The organism is Alphaproteobacteria bacterium (assembly GCA_040216735.1).
Lineage (GTDB): Bacteria > Pseudomonadota > Alphaproteobacteria > SHVP01 > SHVP01 > CALJDF01.
Genome location: JAVJOO010000005.1, coordinates 727,506 through 743,746, shown reverse-complemented (window position 1 = coordinate 743,746; position 16,241 = coordinate 727,506). Strand labels below are relative to the sequence as shown.

12 protein-coding genes are annotated in these 16,241 nt (G+C 58.7%); 6 read left to right on the top strand and 6 right to left on the bottom strand.

The features are described from left to right. Positions 1 to 89: 89 nt before the first annotated feature. Positions 90 to 2,072, top strand: a complete 1,983-nt coding sequence (locus RID42_16880) for an FAD-dependent oxidoreductase (GenBank protein ID MEQ8249358.1) — start codon at positions 90 to 92, stop codon at positions 2,070 to 2,072. Positions 2,073 to 2,190: 118 nt separating this feature from the next. Here the strand turns inward: RID42_16880 and RID42_16875 are convergent, their stop codons facing one another. Further along, positions 2,191 to 2,649, bottom strand: coding sequence for a nuclear transport factor 2 family protein (locus tag RID42_16875; protein MEQ8249357.1), 459 nt, complete (start codon positions 2,647 to 2,649; stop codon positions 2,191 to 2,193). Next, positions 2,646 to 3,845, bottom strand: a complete 1,200-nt coding sequence (locus tag RID42_16870) for an aromatic ring-hydroxylating dioxygenase subunit alpha (protein MEQ8249356.1) — start codon at positions 3,843 to 3,845, stop codon at positions 2,646 to 2,648. Before RID42_16870 ends, RID42_16875 begins: the two co-directional genes overlap by 4 nt. Positions 3,846 to 4,354: 509 nt before the next feature. On the opposite strand from RID42_16870, the gene RID42_16865 reads away from it, so the two are divergent. Next, positions 4,355 to 5,527, top strand: coding sequence for an NAD(P)/FAD-dependent oxidoreductase (locus RID42_16865; GenBank protein MEQ8249355.1), 1,173 nt, complete (start codon positions 4,355 to 4,357; stop codon positions 5,525 to 5,527). Positions 5,528 to 5,645: 118 nt separating this feature from the next. On the opposite strand, the gene RID42_16860 is transcribed toward RID42_16865, so the two are convergent. The 3 genes from RID42_16860 to dctP are packed head-to-tail and all read right to left on the bottom strand — an operon-like array spanning position 5,646 to position 8,469. Beyond that, on the bottom strand, positions 5,646 to 6,959 hold the full coding sequence (locus RID42_16860; protein ID MEQ8249354.1) for a TRAP transporter large permease: 1,314 nt from the start codon (positions 6,957 to 6,959) through the stop codon (positions 5,646 to 5,648). Continuing rightward, on the bottom strand, positions 6,959 to 7,468 hold the full coding sequence (locus tag RID42_16855; protein ID MEQ8249353.1) for a TRAP transporter small permease subunit: 510 nt from the start codon (positions 7,466 to 7,468) through the stop codon (positions 6,959 to 6,961). Before RID42_16855 ends, RID42_16860 begins: the two co-directional genes overlap by 1 nt. Positions 7,469 to 7,473: 5 nt before the next feature. Continuing rightward, entirely contained in the window at positions 7,474 to 8,469 is a 996-nt protein-coding gene (gene dctP, locus RID42_16850; protein MEQ8249352.1) for a TRAP transporter substrate-binding protein DctP, read from the bottom strand. A 78-nt stretch (positions 8,470 to 8,547) separates the two neighbouring features. Here dctP and RID42_16845 point away from each other — a divergent pair, with 78 nt between their 5' ends. The 3 genes from RID42_16845 to RID42_16835 all read left to right on the top strand — a co-directional run bounded on the left by RID42_16845 (position 8,548) and on the right by RID42_16835 (position 12,776). Further along, positions 8,548 to 9,195, top strand: coding sequence for a flavin reductase family protein (locus tag RID42_16845; protein ID MEQ8249351.1), 648 nt, complete (start codon positions 8,548 to 8,550; stop codon positions 9,193 to 9,195). A gap of 188 nt (positions 9,196 to 9,383) precedes the next feature. Then, the gene (locus RID42_16840) at positions 9,384 to 10,187 is read left to right on the top strand and encodes an SDR family NAD(P)-dependent oxidoreductase (GenBank protein ID MEQ8249350.1); all 804 of its coding nucleotides are present in this window, start codon (positions 9,384 to 9,386) and stop codon (positions 10,185 to 10,187) included. A 417-nt stretch (positions 10,188 to 10,604) separates the two neighbouring features. Next, positions 10,605 to 12,776 (top strand): DEAD/DEAH box helicase, encoded by a 2,172-nt coding sequence (locus RID42_16835; GenBank protein MEQ8249349.1) that lies wholly within the window; start codon positions 10,605 to 10,607, stop codon positions 12,774 to 12,776. A 185-nt stretch (positions 12,777 to 12,961) separates the two neighbouring features. Here RID42_16835 and RID42_16830 read toward each other — a convergent pair whose 3' ends face one another. Then, positions 12,962 to 14,611 (bottom strand): thiamine pyrophosphate-binding protein, encoded by a 1,650-nt coding sequence (locus RID42_16830; protein ID MEQ8249348.1) that lies wholly within the window; start codon positions 14,609 to 14,611, stop codon positions 12,962 to 12,964. A gap of 278 nt (positions 14,612 to 14,889) precedes the next feature. On the opposite strand from RID42_16830, the gene hemN reads away from it, so the two are divergent. Next, complete coding sequence (hemN, locus tag RID42_16825; protein ID MEQ8249347.1) at positions 14,890 to 16,239, top strand: oxygen-independent coproporphyrinogen III oxidase; 1,350 nt, start codon at positions 14,890 to 14,892, stop codon at positions 16,237 to 16,239. Positions 16,240 to 16,241: the final 2 nt, after the last annotated feature.

The window sequence follows — 16,241 nt, the reverse complement described above, 5'->3', positions numbered from 1 at the left end:
AATGCCGCCAATTCGCGCCGCGTTCGTGGCCATTATCGTTCATCTGATAAATAATACTTGCGGCGACCAATGACCTGAAAGGGCGCGAGATGGAGACCGAGAGAGAGGACATGACCGGCCAACGCCGATACCCGCACCTGTTCTCGCCAATCGATATGGGCCCTCTTCGCCTGCGCCACCGAGCGACGATGAGCGCCCACGGCATGGGATATAGCGAGGGCCGTAGCGGTGTATCGGAACGCCTGCACGACTACGTCTTGGCGCGGGCACGAGGCGGCGCGGCACTGGTTGGCACCGAGTCCGCGCCGGTACACGAATCGTCGACGAACAGTATTCTGCGTATCAATCTCTTTTCCGACGAAGTCGTACCGTCTTTGGCAAAGCTTGCCGATGCCGTTCATGGCGTCGGCGGCAAGATCTCGCTCGTGCTCTGGCACGGCGGGCATGTCGTTTCATTTGCCGAGGGTGCAAAACAGGCGGCCGTTGCGCCAACACCGATCCCAAACCTCAATCGTGAAGTGCCGAGAGAGCTAAACAATCGCGAAATAAAGGAATTGGTAAAAGCCTACGGGATGGCGGCGCGGCGTTGTCGCTCGGCGGGCCTCGATGCGGTGGAGGTTCAAACCGCCACGAGCTACCTGCTTGGGTCTTTTCTGTCGCCGGCAATGAACCATCGCACCGACGAGTATGGTGGTTCGCGTCAAAACCGAATTCGTCTCGTTCAAGAAATTCTCTCGGAAGTAAGGGAAGCGGCGGGTGGAGAGATGGCTGTGGGCGTAAGGACATCCAGTTCTCATCACATTCCAGGTGCTCCGGTCGACTACGATCTCGACGAATCCGTAGCGGCGATGAAGGCACTGGCGGACGACGGCCTTGTCGATTGGGTGAGTGTCCTGAGTGGATCTCGTTGGGCGCCGGCGGAAACCATCCCGCCAATGTCTTGGAAGCGAATGCAGCTGAGCGAAGAGGGGCGGCGCTTCAAGCAAGAGCTTTCGGTTCCCGTGATCATCGCCGGGCGTATTCGGACGCCCGAGGAGGCAGAGGAGTTGATCCGCGATGGTTGTGCGGACGTAGTGGCGATGGCCCGGACCTGGATCGCCGAGCCGGAATGGGCGAACAAAGCCGAAGCGGGCCGTCGCTCTTCGATCAGGCCCTGCATGTCCTGCAATCAAGCGTGTGCGGCGCTCGTTTACGCCGGTCATCCCGGTACCTGCGTCTTGAACCCAACGGCAGGGCGCGAGCGAGAGTTGCCGCCGCCCACGCCGGCGACCAAGTCCCGGTCGATCGCCGTCGTTGGCGCGGGTCCGGCCGGGCTGGAAGCTGCGCGCGTTGCCGCCGAGGCAAAGCACCGCGTCACGCTGTATGAGGCAACCAGTCAGCTCGGCGGTGAAATGCGGATCGCCGCCGAGGCGCCGTATCGTCAGGAAATGCAGCCTGCACTAGACTGGTGGGAGAGTGAGCTCAAGAGACTGGGAGTAGAAATCAAACTCGAAACCTTTGTCTCTGAGGACAGCCTGCCCCAAGCCGATACCGTTTTCTGGGCTGTTGGCGCCTCCCCCGGACATACGCAGGTATGGCGCCTGCGTCCGTGGCTCCGCGAAGGAATTCCAGGGAGCAACGGATTGCCGCACGGACGTGAGATACTTACCGGCGAACGAAGTGTGTCTGGAAGAATATTGGTGATCGATGAGGAAGGAGGGTGGCCAGCGATCTCGCTCGTCGAGACCCTCGCAGCCCAAAGGGACATTAAAAAAATTTCGGTGACGACAACCGAAGAGAAGTGGGGCGCGGCGGCGCTAGCAATGACGCGTGAGTTGCCCGACGTTTCGATGCGTATTGCTGCCCTTGGTGTCGAAATCAGGCACGCGACAACCGTGGCGGAAATAGACGGAAAAATGGTGGTGACGACCGCAGGTGAAAAGATCGGTCCATTCGATGACATTATTTTGTCGTTGGGGCAGATAGCAGGTTCGATCCCCGATGGCGTCACCGCTATCGGTGATTGTTTGGCGCCACGCGGTATCTGGGCGGCGACAGCTGACGCCGCCCGTTCAGCAAGGCAAATCCTTTAGCCGAGGAAGTCGAGTCAGCAGTCGTTGGGCTCGTTCATAGCGACAATGTCCAACAATCGACGCCGCTCCTTCTAGTCACATCTACGGCGTGAACATCGGGTGATGACCCGACGTTGTGTCAGATAGGAACGTGTGACCCGACGCCTAGGTCGCGTGTCTCCAGTCGCGTTTCGCGATTCAATAACCGCAGGCCTTGCGCCGTGTTCCGGACTTCGTCGATGTAGCGGCCTGCAGCCATCATTCTTGAACGCCCTGACATGTCGGTATGAATGCACAGGAATGTGCTGCGGACGATCGCGACGCCATTCCCTGTGGCCTCGACGCTACCGATGGCGGTGTGCCGAAACAGGGTGCCGATCCGGCGCAAATGTTCCGGGGTGACCCGGAACATCGCTTCGAGCCCGGCATAATTCTCCTTGAACCAAACCATTTCACGCCTGATTTCGGGACTGCGAACCGTTATTCGATAGCAAAATCCTGGATCGCAAAGGTCGAGAAAGCCGGACCAATCCTCCGCGTCGAGACAGGCGCATGCACGACTGACGAGATTGGCCGCATCGTCACGCGAGACGTTCATTGGCCTTGCGACGGCTGATTCGCCGGTCGGCCCATCATCGCGCTCCATTGCTGGTAGAAGGCGCGTAGGAATCCGTCATCTTGGCCACGCATGCCTTCTTCGCGCGCCATGATCTGATAGCGCGCCGCGCCGGGACCGAAGTTCCATTCGCAGAGTTCCGCGGCGACCAAGTCTTCCGGTACGTTGCGGCCAAATGGACCCCAGTATTGGTTGTAATGTTCAGTTCGCATTTCCCAATCTTCGGGCGAATCCGACTTTGGCGACATGCCGCGCCACTCAATGCGAGTCTGATGGGCATTGAGTGGTGTGAACGTGGAGATGCGTAGCACCGTGCCGCGGGCATTCATCGACGAACAGGGGAAAATGTGAGTGAAGCGAAAGTCGCTCGCCGTCAGGCCACGTAGCGCCTTCGAGTCCTCGCGTTCTGCCCACCCGTCGTAGCTGTCATAGTTAGCTTTGTAACCGTCGCCACCTCCACGAATATGACCATTCGGGTACACGCGAAGCTCGCGCTTGTTCATGGCGCTGGGATCGATCTGTGTTTTACGCAGCGCCACGTGCATGTACTCGTGATAGAGGTCAAGATTGGTCTCCTGCCATTCCTTCCAGTTCGCGTCGATTGTCGCGTGCTGGTAGGTGAAGACTTCAAGATCGTTCTCGTCGAGAACTTGTTCAAAGGCTTCAAGTGCATTGCCGACATACTCGGCGAGAGAAACACTGCCGTCATCCAAATTGACCCAAACGAGCCTGTTCCGAACTTCTGTCTTTACTTCACGAAGGCCCAATTGGTCTTTGTTTAATCCATGGAGCTCATAGGCATCGGGTCGCGGGATGGCGGTGCAAGCACCGGTGAGGTCGTAGCGCCACAGGTGGAAGAAACAACTCATGCTCTTCATGTTGCCCGCGGGTTCGTGGACGATCCGTGCCCCGCGGTGCGAGCAAATGTTCAGAAACGTTCGGACAACGTTGTCCAGGCCTCGGACCACGACCAGCGGTTTGCCCGCGAAGTCGAGCGTCCGAAAATCACCTGGTTGCGCCACCTCGCTCTCGTGACATGCGAGACGCCAGACCTTTTCGAAGATACGTGCTTGCTCTTCCTCGAAGATTGCTTCGTCGCGGTAGATGTCGCCCTGGGTGTAGTGGGTGGGTGGCAGCGCTGGTGCGGTTTCCCAGTCTTTAGCGTTGCGCGATGGCATGGGGCCTCCGTGAAGTCTGCATACCCAACAATAGAATCCGGATTGGAGCGAGTACACGGAATCCCTGACTACGGTAGGGTTTTGGATTAGTCCGCTGGTAGGTATGGACCTAGGAAGCAAGCCTGGCGCCCCCTCGGGGGCCTCCGAGCGCCCATGTTGACTAACTCAGAGAAACGCACTGGCGGGTTCCGCCAGCTTCCTCCAATTCGTCGTATCGAAACCAGATGTTTGTGCGGGGAGCCTAGCAGCGAGCAACTTGCCCGAAACTGAGAGGGTTTGGCGGCGGGTTCCCTTTTCACCTCCAATCCCTTTTGTTTCAGACGGTCGGGCTGCAGGAGCGCGCTCCAAAACCACACACTACCGTGCCGATATTTTGTGCCATGTGTTCTTCAGGCGTGCCGCCGCTTCGGGGGCCAGCAACAGCAAATATCACGCCGTCGTCTTGACGTTGCGTGGCCGAGGAAGTTCAGCCGGTATTCTGACGGTATCCCATCGGCTATACGTTGCCGATGCCGGACTTCGATCTCATCATTATTGGCGCAGGGGCCGCCGGCCTGATGTGCGCGGTCGAATCGAATAAGCGCGGACGTCGCGTTCTCGTTCTGGAGCGGGCCGAAAAGCCGGGACAAAAGATCCGCATCTCCGGCGGCGGCCGGGCCAATTTCACCAACGTCCACGTCTCGCCGGCAAACTTCCTGTCGGACAATCCGCGCTTTTGCGTCTCGGCCCTGAACCGCTACACCTCAGCCGACTTCGTCGCCCTCATCGAAAAGCACGGCATTGCCTACCACGAGCGCAATCATGGTCAATTGTTCTGCGACGGGTCGGCGCAGCAGATCACCGATATGTTGATCGAGGAGGCGCGTGGGATTTCGTTGCAGACGTCGACCGTCGTAACCCGCATTACGAAAGATGACCGCGGCTTCACTGTCGCAACGAATCAAGGATCTTTCGCGGCTGCGTCCCTTGTCATCGCGACCGGTGGGCCGTCGATTCCAAAAATGGGATCGAGCGGCTTCGGTTACGACGTCGCCCGGCAGTTCGGCCTCGGGGTGATCGAACCGCGCCCCGGTCTCGTGCCGTTGACCCTCGATGCTGGTACCCTGGCAGACCTCCACGGGTTAGCGGGCGTATCCTTGGAGGCGACGGTCACGCTGGGCAAGATTAGCTTTACGGAAGCCCTGTTGTTCACCCACCGCGGGCTTAGCGGGCCGGCGATCTTGCAGATATCTTCCTACTGGCAAGCGGGCGAACCCCTCACCATCGATCTTCTGCCGGGCACCGACGCGTTTGCCTATTTGAAGGCGCTCAAGAAGAGTCAGCCCAAGAAAGAGCTTGGGACCGCGCTCGCGCAATGTCTTCCGCGGCGCCTGGCCCAAAGGATCGTCGCGATGGCTGAGGGCGATGGGCGTCTGGCCGATATTTCCGACAAGACCTTGGGGCGCATGGCCGTAAATGTTAACGCCTGGCGGGTCACGCCCATCGGGTCCGAGGGCAATCGCACCGCGGAGGTTACCGTCGGCGGCGTGGATACCAAGGACCTGTCGTCGAAAACCATGGAAGCTCGGTCCGTCCCCGGGCTCTATTTCATCGGCGAGGTCGTCGATGTGACGGGCCACTTGGGTGGCTTCAACTTCCAGTGGGCTTGGGCCTCGGGCCATGCCTGCGGTCAGTCGGTCTAAGGTGTCCTGGCGGGGTCAGCGAGCCCAATCACACGCTGCTCCGCTGCAAGGCCTCAAGGCGTACCCGCCAAGATGCCTCTTCATTTCGCGTCGGAGGGACTCCACGTGCGGTCGGTTACTACCGTACGAGTTCTGGAAGGCCGATTGCGATCCCAGGGAAAGCGATCAAGAGGCCGAGCAGGATCAGGCTGCAAGCGATGTATGGAGCGCCCGCTATCGCGACTTCGGAAAGAGTTGTGCCTTTTGGTGCCACACCCAACATCACAAACAAGAGCAGCCCAAAAGGTGGAGTTGTCAGACTGATTTCCATGGCCAACAGCATGACGACACCGAACCAAATCGGATCGAAGCCCAACGCAATGGCAAGTGGCATGAAGACAGGCAGCGTCAGCATCATCTGAGATACCTGATCCAAGAACATGCCGAGAAAGAGCAGTACCAGGAACATCAGCAGTAGCATCGTGACCGGGGCGACCTCGATCTGTGTTGCCCACGCAACGAGGCCGGAGCTGGCGCCAGAGAATGCGAGAATCTGGCTGAAGGTGGAGGATCCGATGATGATCATGAATACCATCACGGTGACCTTCACCGTTCCTGTCAGAGACTTGCGCAAGACCTCCCACGACAACTTGCGAAAGAGCAGGGTTAGGATAAGGACGCCAAATACGCCGAATGCCGCCGACTCGGAAGGCGTTGCGATGCCGGCAATGATGGTGCCGATAACCGCGACGATGACCAGTCCCATTGGCAGTACGTTGGTGGCCAACAAGCGCAGTTTTGTCTTCATAGGTACAGGTTCGGTGCGGTAGCTGGGCGCCGCTTCTGGATCCAACCGAACCTGTAAATAGATGAGTGCAATATAGAGAAGGGCGAGGACTAGCCCGGGCATGATTCCAGCAAGCAACAAGGCGCCGATATCGATCCGCGCCAAACTCCCAAGCAGTACAGCCAGCGCCGACGGCGGGATAATCATCGCGAGACCGCCTGATCCCAGGATCGGACCGATAGACATCTTGCTCTTGTAGCCCCGCCGATTCATTTCCGGGACCAGCATCGATCCCATCATTGCAGCACTTGCCATGCTTGTGCCGGTTAGAGTGGCGAATACCGTCCCGCTGGTAACGCAAAGATAGGAGAGGCGCCCCTTGATGCCACCGAACACAGCGTCGAGCGCATCGAATACCCGTACAGCTAGCCCTGCGTGGAAGAATATTTCGCCCATCAGGATGAAGAGCGGTACAGGAACAAGCAGAAAGGAGCTGATCGAAACCGTCCCATTGGAGACGAGCTGGATCAATCCCTGGGTACCGTTCATGAAAATGAAGACGCCTATCGCATTTGCGAACAGGAATGCGACAAACACCGGAACTCCGAGCGCCAGCGGCACAATTGCAAGTGCAAGTAGAATCGACCCAGCCCAATACCAAGCCATCAAAGTCCCTCTACCGGCTGGTCGTCATAAAGCGAATCGTGGCCGAAAAGGAGGCGCGAAAACTCGATCGCGAGGAGGCCGAAGCCGATCGGCATTGGCAGGTAGACTAACCACCTCGGGAATTCAAAGGATCGAATATCAAGGTTGCCGCTTCTGATTGTTTCCCATGTCAGCACGAGGCCGAAGTAGGTCAAGACAAGCATCACGATCAGCGCGAGGAGATATATGAACTTCTCCAGGACGATGCGATGCGCCGGTCTAAGCAGGTTCCTGAACCCCGCAATCGTGACGTGACCTTTTTGACGTAAAAGCCAGGGTGAAGAGAGCAAGGTCAGGTACAGGAGCGCATATTCGGTGCCGGCACCGACCCAAATCGGCGGCCGGAGGCCCGACGAAGCCATCCCGACATCGATGATGATCGCGACGCAGATGACAGCAATCGCGACGCCGGCCACCATGGCCAGCGCCGCAATCAGTTTGCTGTAGAACGCCGCGACGAGGCGAAGCACAACGGTTATTTCAGAAACATCGTTCTCAGTTTACCGGCCTCGTCGGCACCGACCTTTTCGGCGATCTCGCGCCACCGCGAATCATAGGCACTTGCCAGATAAGTTGCAGCGGCCGAGCCTTCGAGGACAATATCTTTCATCCCCGACTCGCGTAGCTTGACGGTTTCCTTGGCGGCTTCATCGACAAAGAAAGCGTGGGCACCGGCTTCGGACTTGATCGCTTCTTCGGTGATGATCTTTCGCGCCTCTTCGCTTAACGAATTCCAGCGGTCGAGATTGATGGTCATCCCGAGGTCGCCCTGCCAGTAACTCGGGTATACGCGGTACTTCAGAAAGTCGTCCAGCGACAAACCTGTAAGAGCTAGCGTTACCCAGCCGATTCCATCGACCACACCCCGCTCCAGGGAGGTGTAGACCTCTGCGACCTCGACACTTCGGGTCACGGCGCCAAGACTGTCAAAGAAGTCTTTGTACGTTCCCGTCCCCCGTAGTTTCAACCCGTTCAAGTCCACACCGCCAGATGCAGTGCGCTTAGGCTCGTTCTTCAGGTAGATCAGGAACTGGTAGCCGCTGCCGAAATAGCCGAGAAAGTGCATGTTTCCTTTCTTGCTATAGATATCATCGATGGCAGCCAACGCGCCGGCCTCGCGCAGCGCCATGGCTGACTGATTGCTCGCATTAAAGGCCTGCGATTCAGGAATTTGGCCCTGAAGGTATTGATTGGGTCCGTAGTGGAGATCAATGATCCCGGTACTGACAGCGCGAAACTGTTCAGCCACAGGTGTTACCTCTGGCCCACCAATATATTGTAGTTGCACGACACCTTTGCCGCGTTCATTGACCCTGTCGATAAACGTCCAAAGCGGCTCATTCCATATCAAGTTCTTCGGGGTGCCGGTAACTACTTTCAGCGTCACCTCCTGCGCAATGGCATGCATCGGCAACAGGATGGCAAAAGATAGAAGCGAAAAAAGGGCTAGTGCCTTACCGCGAAGTATCATGTCGTTATCCTCCCTACTGCACTGGTATTGAATTCCAGCAATGCGCGATTGTAATCGGTGCAACAAGAAGAGGTAAGTGTGTTCTACGAGCCCAGAAGAAATGACCACGGACTGCCGTTCAATCCTTTCTCGGCCTGCATCGTTCCGCGGCCGATCGGTTGGACATCGACAGTGAATAGCCTTGGCGAAGTGAACCTCGCCCCGTTCAGTTTCTTTAACGGGGTTGGATACACGCCACCGACCGTTGTGCTTTGCCCGAACGGTCCTCATTCAGAGGGTGGTCAAAAGGATACCGTCGTCAACATCCACGAAACGGGTGAGTTTGTTATCAACATGGCAACGTGGCCGCTTCGGAAGGCGGTCAATACATCGGGCACTAGCTTTCCTCGCGGGATCAACGAGTTCGAGCAGGCGCAAGTCACGCCCATACCATCCCGGCTAGTGCGGCCGCCGCGCGTCGCCGAATCGCCCATCAATCTTGAATGCCGTCACCTGCAAACCGTTGAGCTACCCAGCTATGACCCTGCTTATCCTCTCCACGCCATTTTCGGAGAGGTGATCGGGGTGCACATTGCGGACGATTGCATTCGGGATGGACGTGTCAGCGTAGACCGCACGGAACCGATCGGTCGCCTTGGCTATATGGACTATGTCCGGGTGGGCGCGACATTCGAAATGATCCTCAAAGAAATGGAAGTCCTCACCAAGCCGAAGAACGCCCCCTGACGTGTGTGTTCGCTACACTGTTTGCCCAAGAATCGAACGGCAATGCAGTTTTGGTGGGTGCTGGCGAGTTCGAGCGTAACGGCATTGGCTATGGCGACGATCTCAGTTAGCAAGAATTGCCAATATGATTGGGGCCAACTAAGTGCACTCAAACCGCATTGGGCCTAAGAGCAGAATTGGAGACACCTATGCGTTTCAAAGATCAAGTCGTTTGGATTACCGGCGCCTCGTCGGGTATCGGCGAGGGTTTGGCGCAGGTGTTTCATAGGGAGGGCGCTGAATTAATTTTGTCGGCGCGGCGTGAAGCCGAGCTCGAACGCGTGAAGGCCGAATGCAGCGAGGGGCCGGGAGCGGTTCATGTGCTGCCATTCGATGTCGTCGACGCGGACGCCCGCGAGGCCGCGTACCGGCGGGTCCACGACATCGCTGGCAGAGTCGACATCCTTGTCAACAATGCCGGTATTTCGCAGCGATCGCTCGGCAAAGACACAGATATGGACGTAGATCGCCGCATCATGGAGGTGGACTACTTCGCGCCCATTGCACTGACCAAACTGGTGCTGCCCGAAATGATCGCGCGGAAGAGCGGACAGCTCGTCGTCACGTCGTCCGTGGCGGGAAAATACGGCATTCAGTTACGCAGTGCCTACTGCGCCGCCAAGCATGCCTTACACGGCTATTTCGATACGATGCGCCTTGAGTTGACGCCCTACAACATCCGCGTTTGCCTTTTGGTGATTGCAGGGATCAGGAGTGAAGTTTCTCTTCATGCCTTAACGGGCAACGGCGGCACATGGGGCAAGGAGGATTGGGGCCCGAACGACGGCATGAGCGCCATTGAAGGCGGCAAGATCATCGTCGATGGCCTCGCCGCGGGTAAATACGAGATCGACATCGGTGTCGGTCAGGCCATGGACAACCTCAGGCTCAAACGGGAAGCCCCAGACTTGCTGATCGAGCGGATGGCAAAAATGAAAGTGCCGGGACAGTAGCCGGAGGTCGCTTCGCCTCCGGCGTTTCGGTCGAACCAGCTGCCATACTCGTTCAAGGCCCTGGTTGTGGTATCTGCGCTTGAGAGTATGGACGGCGATCCAAAGACCTCGGTCTTGTTAAGGCGGCCCGGCGTATATCCCGGCAATATCTAGAGCAAATCAACGAACGCAATGGCCGCTACGGGCGTACCAAACCATCTGACCGGCTACAATCGCTCGTCGGAGGATTCTCCGGTGGGGTTATTGTTGTTCGAAATGGTCTAAAACAGCTAATAGCCTGGTTCCCCGGACTCTGGTGTTCCCCGGTGCGGCCTCAACGATCCCGAGCGCCGAGATATACCTGCGCCCAAAATGTATTTACACAGTCGAACCGCGCAACAACCCGTTGGCGGCATGCGCATTCCGGAATCTGAGAATATGACCGAATTTCAAGGTGTCGTACTAACGCTGGCCGAGGCGATGAGTGAACGCGGCTATAGCGCTCTGACGTCGGTGCAGGAGGCGGTTCTGGCGCCCGAGGTGGCCGCCGCAGATCTCTTGGTATCCGCCCAAACCGGCTCCGGCAAGACCGTGGCATTTGGCCTGGCCCTGGCGCCGGCCCTCCTGGATGGCGCGGAATGTTTTCCCCGCGCCGAAATGCCGGCCAAGCCACCCTTCGCCTTGGTCGTTGCCCCCACGCGGGAACTTGCCCTACAGGTAACGCGCGAGTTGGAATGGCTGTACCAAAAGACCGGTGCCTCGATCGCGTCCTGCGTCGGCGGCATGGACATGCGCACCGAACGACGGGCCCTACAACAGGGTGCGCAGATCGTTGTCGGCACGCCTGGCCGTCTGCGCGACCATATTGAACGACACTCGCTGGACATGACCGGCTTGCGCGCGGTGGTGCTGGACGAAGCTGACGAAATGCTGGACCTCGGGTTTCGCGACGATTTGGAATTCATCCTGGGCGCCGCGCCCGAGCAGCGGCGCACGTTGATGTTTTCTGCGACCGTACCGCGCACCATCGCCACCCTCGCCAAGCGGTTTCAGCGCGACGCGATACGCCTCACAACGAAGGCCGAACAAAGCCAGCATGCGGATATCGAATATCGCGCGCTGATGGTTGCCTCCAACGAGCGGGAAAACGCCATCATCAACGTGTTGCGCTATTTCGAGGCGCAGAACGCTCTGGTCTTTTGCGGCACCCGTGCCGCCGTCAACCACATGACCGCCCGCTTCAACAATCGTGGGTTTTCAGTCGTGGCGCTGTCCGGCGAGTTGAGCCAGCACGAACGCACCACGGCCCTGCAAGCCATGCGCAATGGCCGCGCCCGGGTCTGCATTGCGACGGACGTGGCGGCGCGAGGTATCGATCTACCGAATTTAGACTTGGTGATTCACGCGGACCTACCCCGCAATCGCGAGGGTCTGCTGCATAGAAGTGGGCGGACGGGACGCGCGGGACGCAAGGGCACTTGCGTTTTGGTCGTGCCGCACGAGTGGCGCAAGCGCACCGAGCGGTTGTTGCTGAATGCCAATGTCAAGGCCACTTGGGCCCGCCCGCCGACGGTCCTGGATATCATGCAGCGCGATGACGAACGAATTCTCGACGATTCGGATCTGAGCGAGCCGATACACGAGGACGAGCTGGTTCTCGCGCGACAACTATTGGAACGCCACGGCCCGCAACAGGTGGCCGCTGCCCTGGTGCGCCGTTTTAGAGCCGACCGCTCGGCACCCGAGGAAATACTGGATGCCGCGCCGGACGAAGAAAAGGGCAATCGACGCGATGATTTCAACGATAGCGTTTGGTTTACCTTGTCCATCGGTCACCGGCAGAACGCGGAGCCGCGCTGGTTGCTCCCAATGCTGTGCCGCTTTGGCAATATTACCAAGCGCGATATTGGCGCCATCAAGATCAATCAAGCCGATACTTTTGTGGAATTGGCTGCGGGCTGCGTCGACCGCTTCATGCAGGGCGTCGGCCCCTCTTTGACCTTAGAGAAGACCATTACCGTTGCCCGCTTAGACGCGATGCCCGATGGCGTCCGCCAACGGAGCGAAACACCCTACGGCAAGAAAAATACCAACGCCGCGCTGCAAGAAGGACCGGGCGGGCATGCGAGGGCGGCGCCGAAGCGCGTCAACGAGCCGCGAACCGACAGCGTGCCGGCGAGCATAGGGATGCCAGCCAATGAGCCGCAAAAGGATGGGCGCAAACACAAAAACTGGGCCGACAAGCCCAGGCCGGACAAAGCCAAAGAGAAAAAGCGCGCAGACATTGATGCGGACCGGAAACCTCGCGACGAAAAACGCAAAAGCAACGCGCCCAGGAAGGTAACGCGCCGGGATGAAAAACCCGGAGGTACGCCGGTTGGGGGGAGGGGCTCCGAGGAAAGGAACTCCTATGGCAAAAAGCCGAGGGACAGGAACGGAACAAAGGCTCAAGGCAAAAAGCGCTGGGTAAAGACCGAGGATGATAAGGCTCCCGGCGATAAGCTCTGGGAAAAGGGGCAGGCAAAGACCGACGGAAAGAAAGCGAAAAAGAAGGCGAAACGCGCCACGTTGACCCTCAAAGGGCCGACGAAACACGGTCCAAAAGTATGAATGTACCTAGGCGCCGAGCGTTCAAGTCATGCTGCGGGCATGAATAGCCCCTAGTTTCTAGCCCCCTGTTCTTGTTTCCTTCTGCCGATCGAACTCGACGCGCCACAGCATCCCATCCGCAAATTTAGGGAAGAAGGCGCCTATGAATCTGGAGGCTATTCAGGGATCGTTAGGCAGATCTCCCTCTAGTGGCGCATTGACGGTACGTGATCCGGGTCCAATTTGAGATCGATGAGGAGCGGGCGGGTCCGCTTCTCAATTGCCGCACAGGCGGCTTCGAGTTCGCCTTGGTTGCGGACCGAAAGTCCCTGGCCGCCTAGCGCGTCGGCAAGCGGCGCGAACTCTGGCCAATCGAAGCAGGAAATGTCGGGGCTTAGGTTTCTGTTGCGAAACTGGATGTGTTCGGCACCGTAGCTGCCGTCGTTGCACACAACGACGATTAAGTCGACGTTATGCCGGACCGCCGTGTTGAACTCTGTGAGGCCGCCTAACATGAACCCGCCATCCCCCGTTACCAGGAGAGCGGGGCGGCCGGGTGCAGCAAACGAGGCGCCGATGGCATAGGGCATGCCCAGGCCGATCGAACCGAAGTGAACCGTGAAGAGGAGAGAGCGTGGGTCGGGGACGTCGAAAACCTTCCAGGCCTGCATGACGTACCGGCCGACATCGGTGGCATAGAGTCTATTTTTCGGTACCGCGTCGTTCAGGCGCAGCAGCGACTTTGTAATGTCGACGGTGGTCGCCGTGGCTTTGTCGGTGAGATCTCGCGCCAACGAATAATCTTGAATCTGGTCCGAGATTTCCTTCGACCGGAATCCAGACCCAGGGATTTCCGCCTCGTCGAGCCAGCGCACGAAAAGATCTGCGGTCAGGCCGGGGTCGCCGACGACGCCCGCGGTCGGTTGGGAGAATCTGCCGATATCCTCCCGATTGAGATTGCACTGAATTACCCGTTTGTCCTTCAAAAGCGATCCGGTCGCGGTGGTGTATTGGTTCAGACTGGCGCCGAAGGCGACGACACAATCGCTTCGCATGATGAGGTCGGTGGCGATGGGTGTGCTGAGCGTACCGAATACCCCGAGATCGAAGTCGTGCCCACGAAACAGCCCTTTTGCCTTGAGCGTCGTGGCCAACAATGCGTCTGTGCGGTCGGCGAGCTTGATCAACGCGTCTTTCTGGCGTGTCTCGATCGCGCCTCGGCCGGCAAGAATCACGGGCATCTTGGCCGCCGCCAGAATACCGATCGCATCGTCCAGGTCGTGGCTTTCAGGGACGACCGCCCGGTTGTCGAACGCGCGGGTATCGATCTCTTCGTAGTCCACATCGAGCCACATGAAGTCTGCCGGGACGTTCAGGGCAATGGGGCGCCGCTCGGCCCGGGCCCGCCGAAACGCCGTTCTCAGGTCTTCAAACACCGTTTGCGGTGCGCGCACTTGTTCGAAGCCCGCGCCGGTCGCCACGATGAGCTCGCGCTGGGAGACGTTTTGCAGGCCGTGTTTGTCGGCTATCGCGGTATCGCCGCAGACCAGCAGCATCGGAACCTGGGCCCTCACCCCCTCGATAAGCCCGGTGAGGGTGTTGGCGACGCCCGGCCCGTGCGTGACGGTGACGACGCCGATCTCACCCGAGACCACCGAATAGCCGATTGCCATTACCGTGGCCCCAGCCTCGTTCGCTGCCGAGACAAACGTCCCGCCGAGGTCGTCGACGTAGCTTTGGACAACGAACAGGTTGCCGTCGCCGATCAACCCAAACATCGTGCCGACGCCATTGTCAAAAAGGGATTTGGCTAAAGCAGCGTGAAGCTTCATCGATACGCCCCGCTCATTTGTCATTGCATCTCACTTATCGATCCTAGTTAGGCGAAAACCGCCGACGGGCGCAACACGGTGCGATCGGTTTTGTCGACCGGCCCTCGCCGGCGACTAATTTCCGGCGGCGAAAAGTAACCGTCGGGAAGGGTTGCTCCGCTATGTCGTCGGCGATCCGCGTTGCTTCTTCGTTGCTTCTTCGTTGCTTGTTCGGGCGATATTGGGCCGATTTCAGGTATGCGGGGTCGAATCTTTGCTCCAAATCAAGGTGGGGCCGCCGTATTGCAGTGCTTAATAAACGGATGACCGACCGGCTCCTCGAACGCTATAGCGGCAACGTGCCGCGCTACACCAGCTATCCGACGGCTCCTCATTTTGGCACGTCGGTGGGGCCCGAGGACTACCGTATGTGGCTGTCAGAGCTGGACGGAAAAGCGCCGCTCTCTTTGTACTTTCACATCCCGTTTTGCGCCGCGATGTGTTCCTTCTGCGGATGCCACACGAAGATCGTCCGCCGTTACGAGCCGATTGCCGATTACCTGGCGACACTGCGCGCCGAGATTGATCTTGTTTGCACCGCGCTACCGCACCGCAGTTCCGTAGGGTTCGTTCATTGGGGTGGTGGCAGTCCAACCATGATCGCGGCCGACGATTGGCGACGGCTTCGGGACTATCTCGGCGACCGCTTTGAATTCGCGGAGTCGCCGGAGATCGCGGTCGAACTCGACCCGCGAACGGCCAGCGAGGAATACATCCGCGCCTTGGGTGCCACGGGTGTCACGCGGGTCAGTGTCGGCGTTCAGGACTTCGATCCGGAGGTCCAGTGCGCCATTGGACGCGTGCAAACTCTCGAAACAACGGCGCGCGTTATCGATTGGCTGCGGGCGGCGGGGATTGAGGCGATCAATATCGATCTCATGTACGGCCTTCCTCACCAAACCGTCGAGTGCGTTTTGGAGACGGTCGCGAAAACCCTTTCTCTTGCGCCGTCACGCATTGCCTTGTTCGGCTACGCCCATGTCCCGTGGATGAAGCGGCATCAATCGTTGATCGATCAGGCGGCGTTGCCTGACGCGAAGAGGCGTTTCGAGCAGGCGGCTGCGGCGGCGAGCGCCCTGGAACACGCAGGCTATCGCCGTATCGGTCTCGATCATTTCGCCCAAAGCGGGGACAGCTTGGTGTCCGCCCTGGGAAAGGGCAGGTTGCGGCGCAATTTCCAGGGCTATACGACCGACGTTTCCGAAGCGTTGATCGGGTTTGGCGCCTCCGCGATCGGCGCGCTGCGCCAAGGCTATGTCCAGAATCAGGTGCCGCTGCATGCCTACGCCGCGGCGATTGCCGAGAATACGCTCCCGATCGGCAAGGGGATATCGCTCAGCAACGAGGACCGATTGCGCCGCGATGTCATTTCCCGCCTGATGTGCGACCTGACGGTGGATTTAGAAGCGGTCCGCCGCGCGCACGCCGCGGCCTCGGATGTCTTCGATGACGACCTTGTTCGTTTGGAGCCGTTGGTCGAAGACCGTATCGTTCGAGTAGACGGACAACGGGTTACGATGACGGCGTTGGGCCGACCGTTTATTCGCGTTGTCGCCGCTACCTTTGACCACTACTTGGCCAAGAACACGGCACGACACGCCATCGCCGTATGACG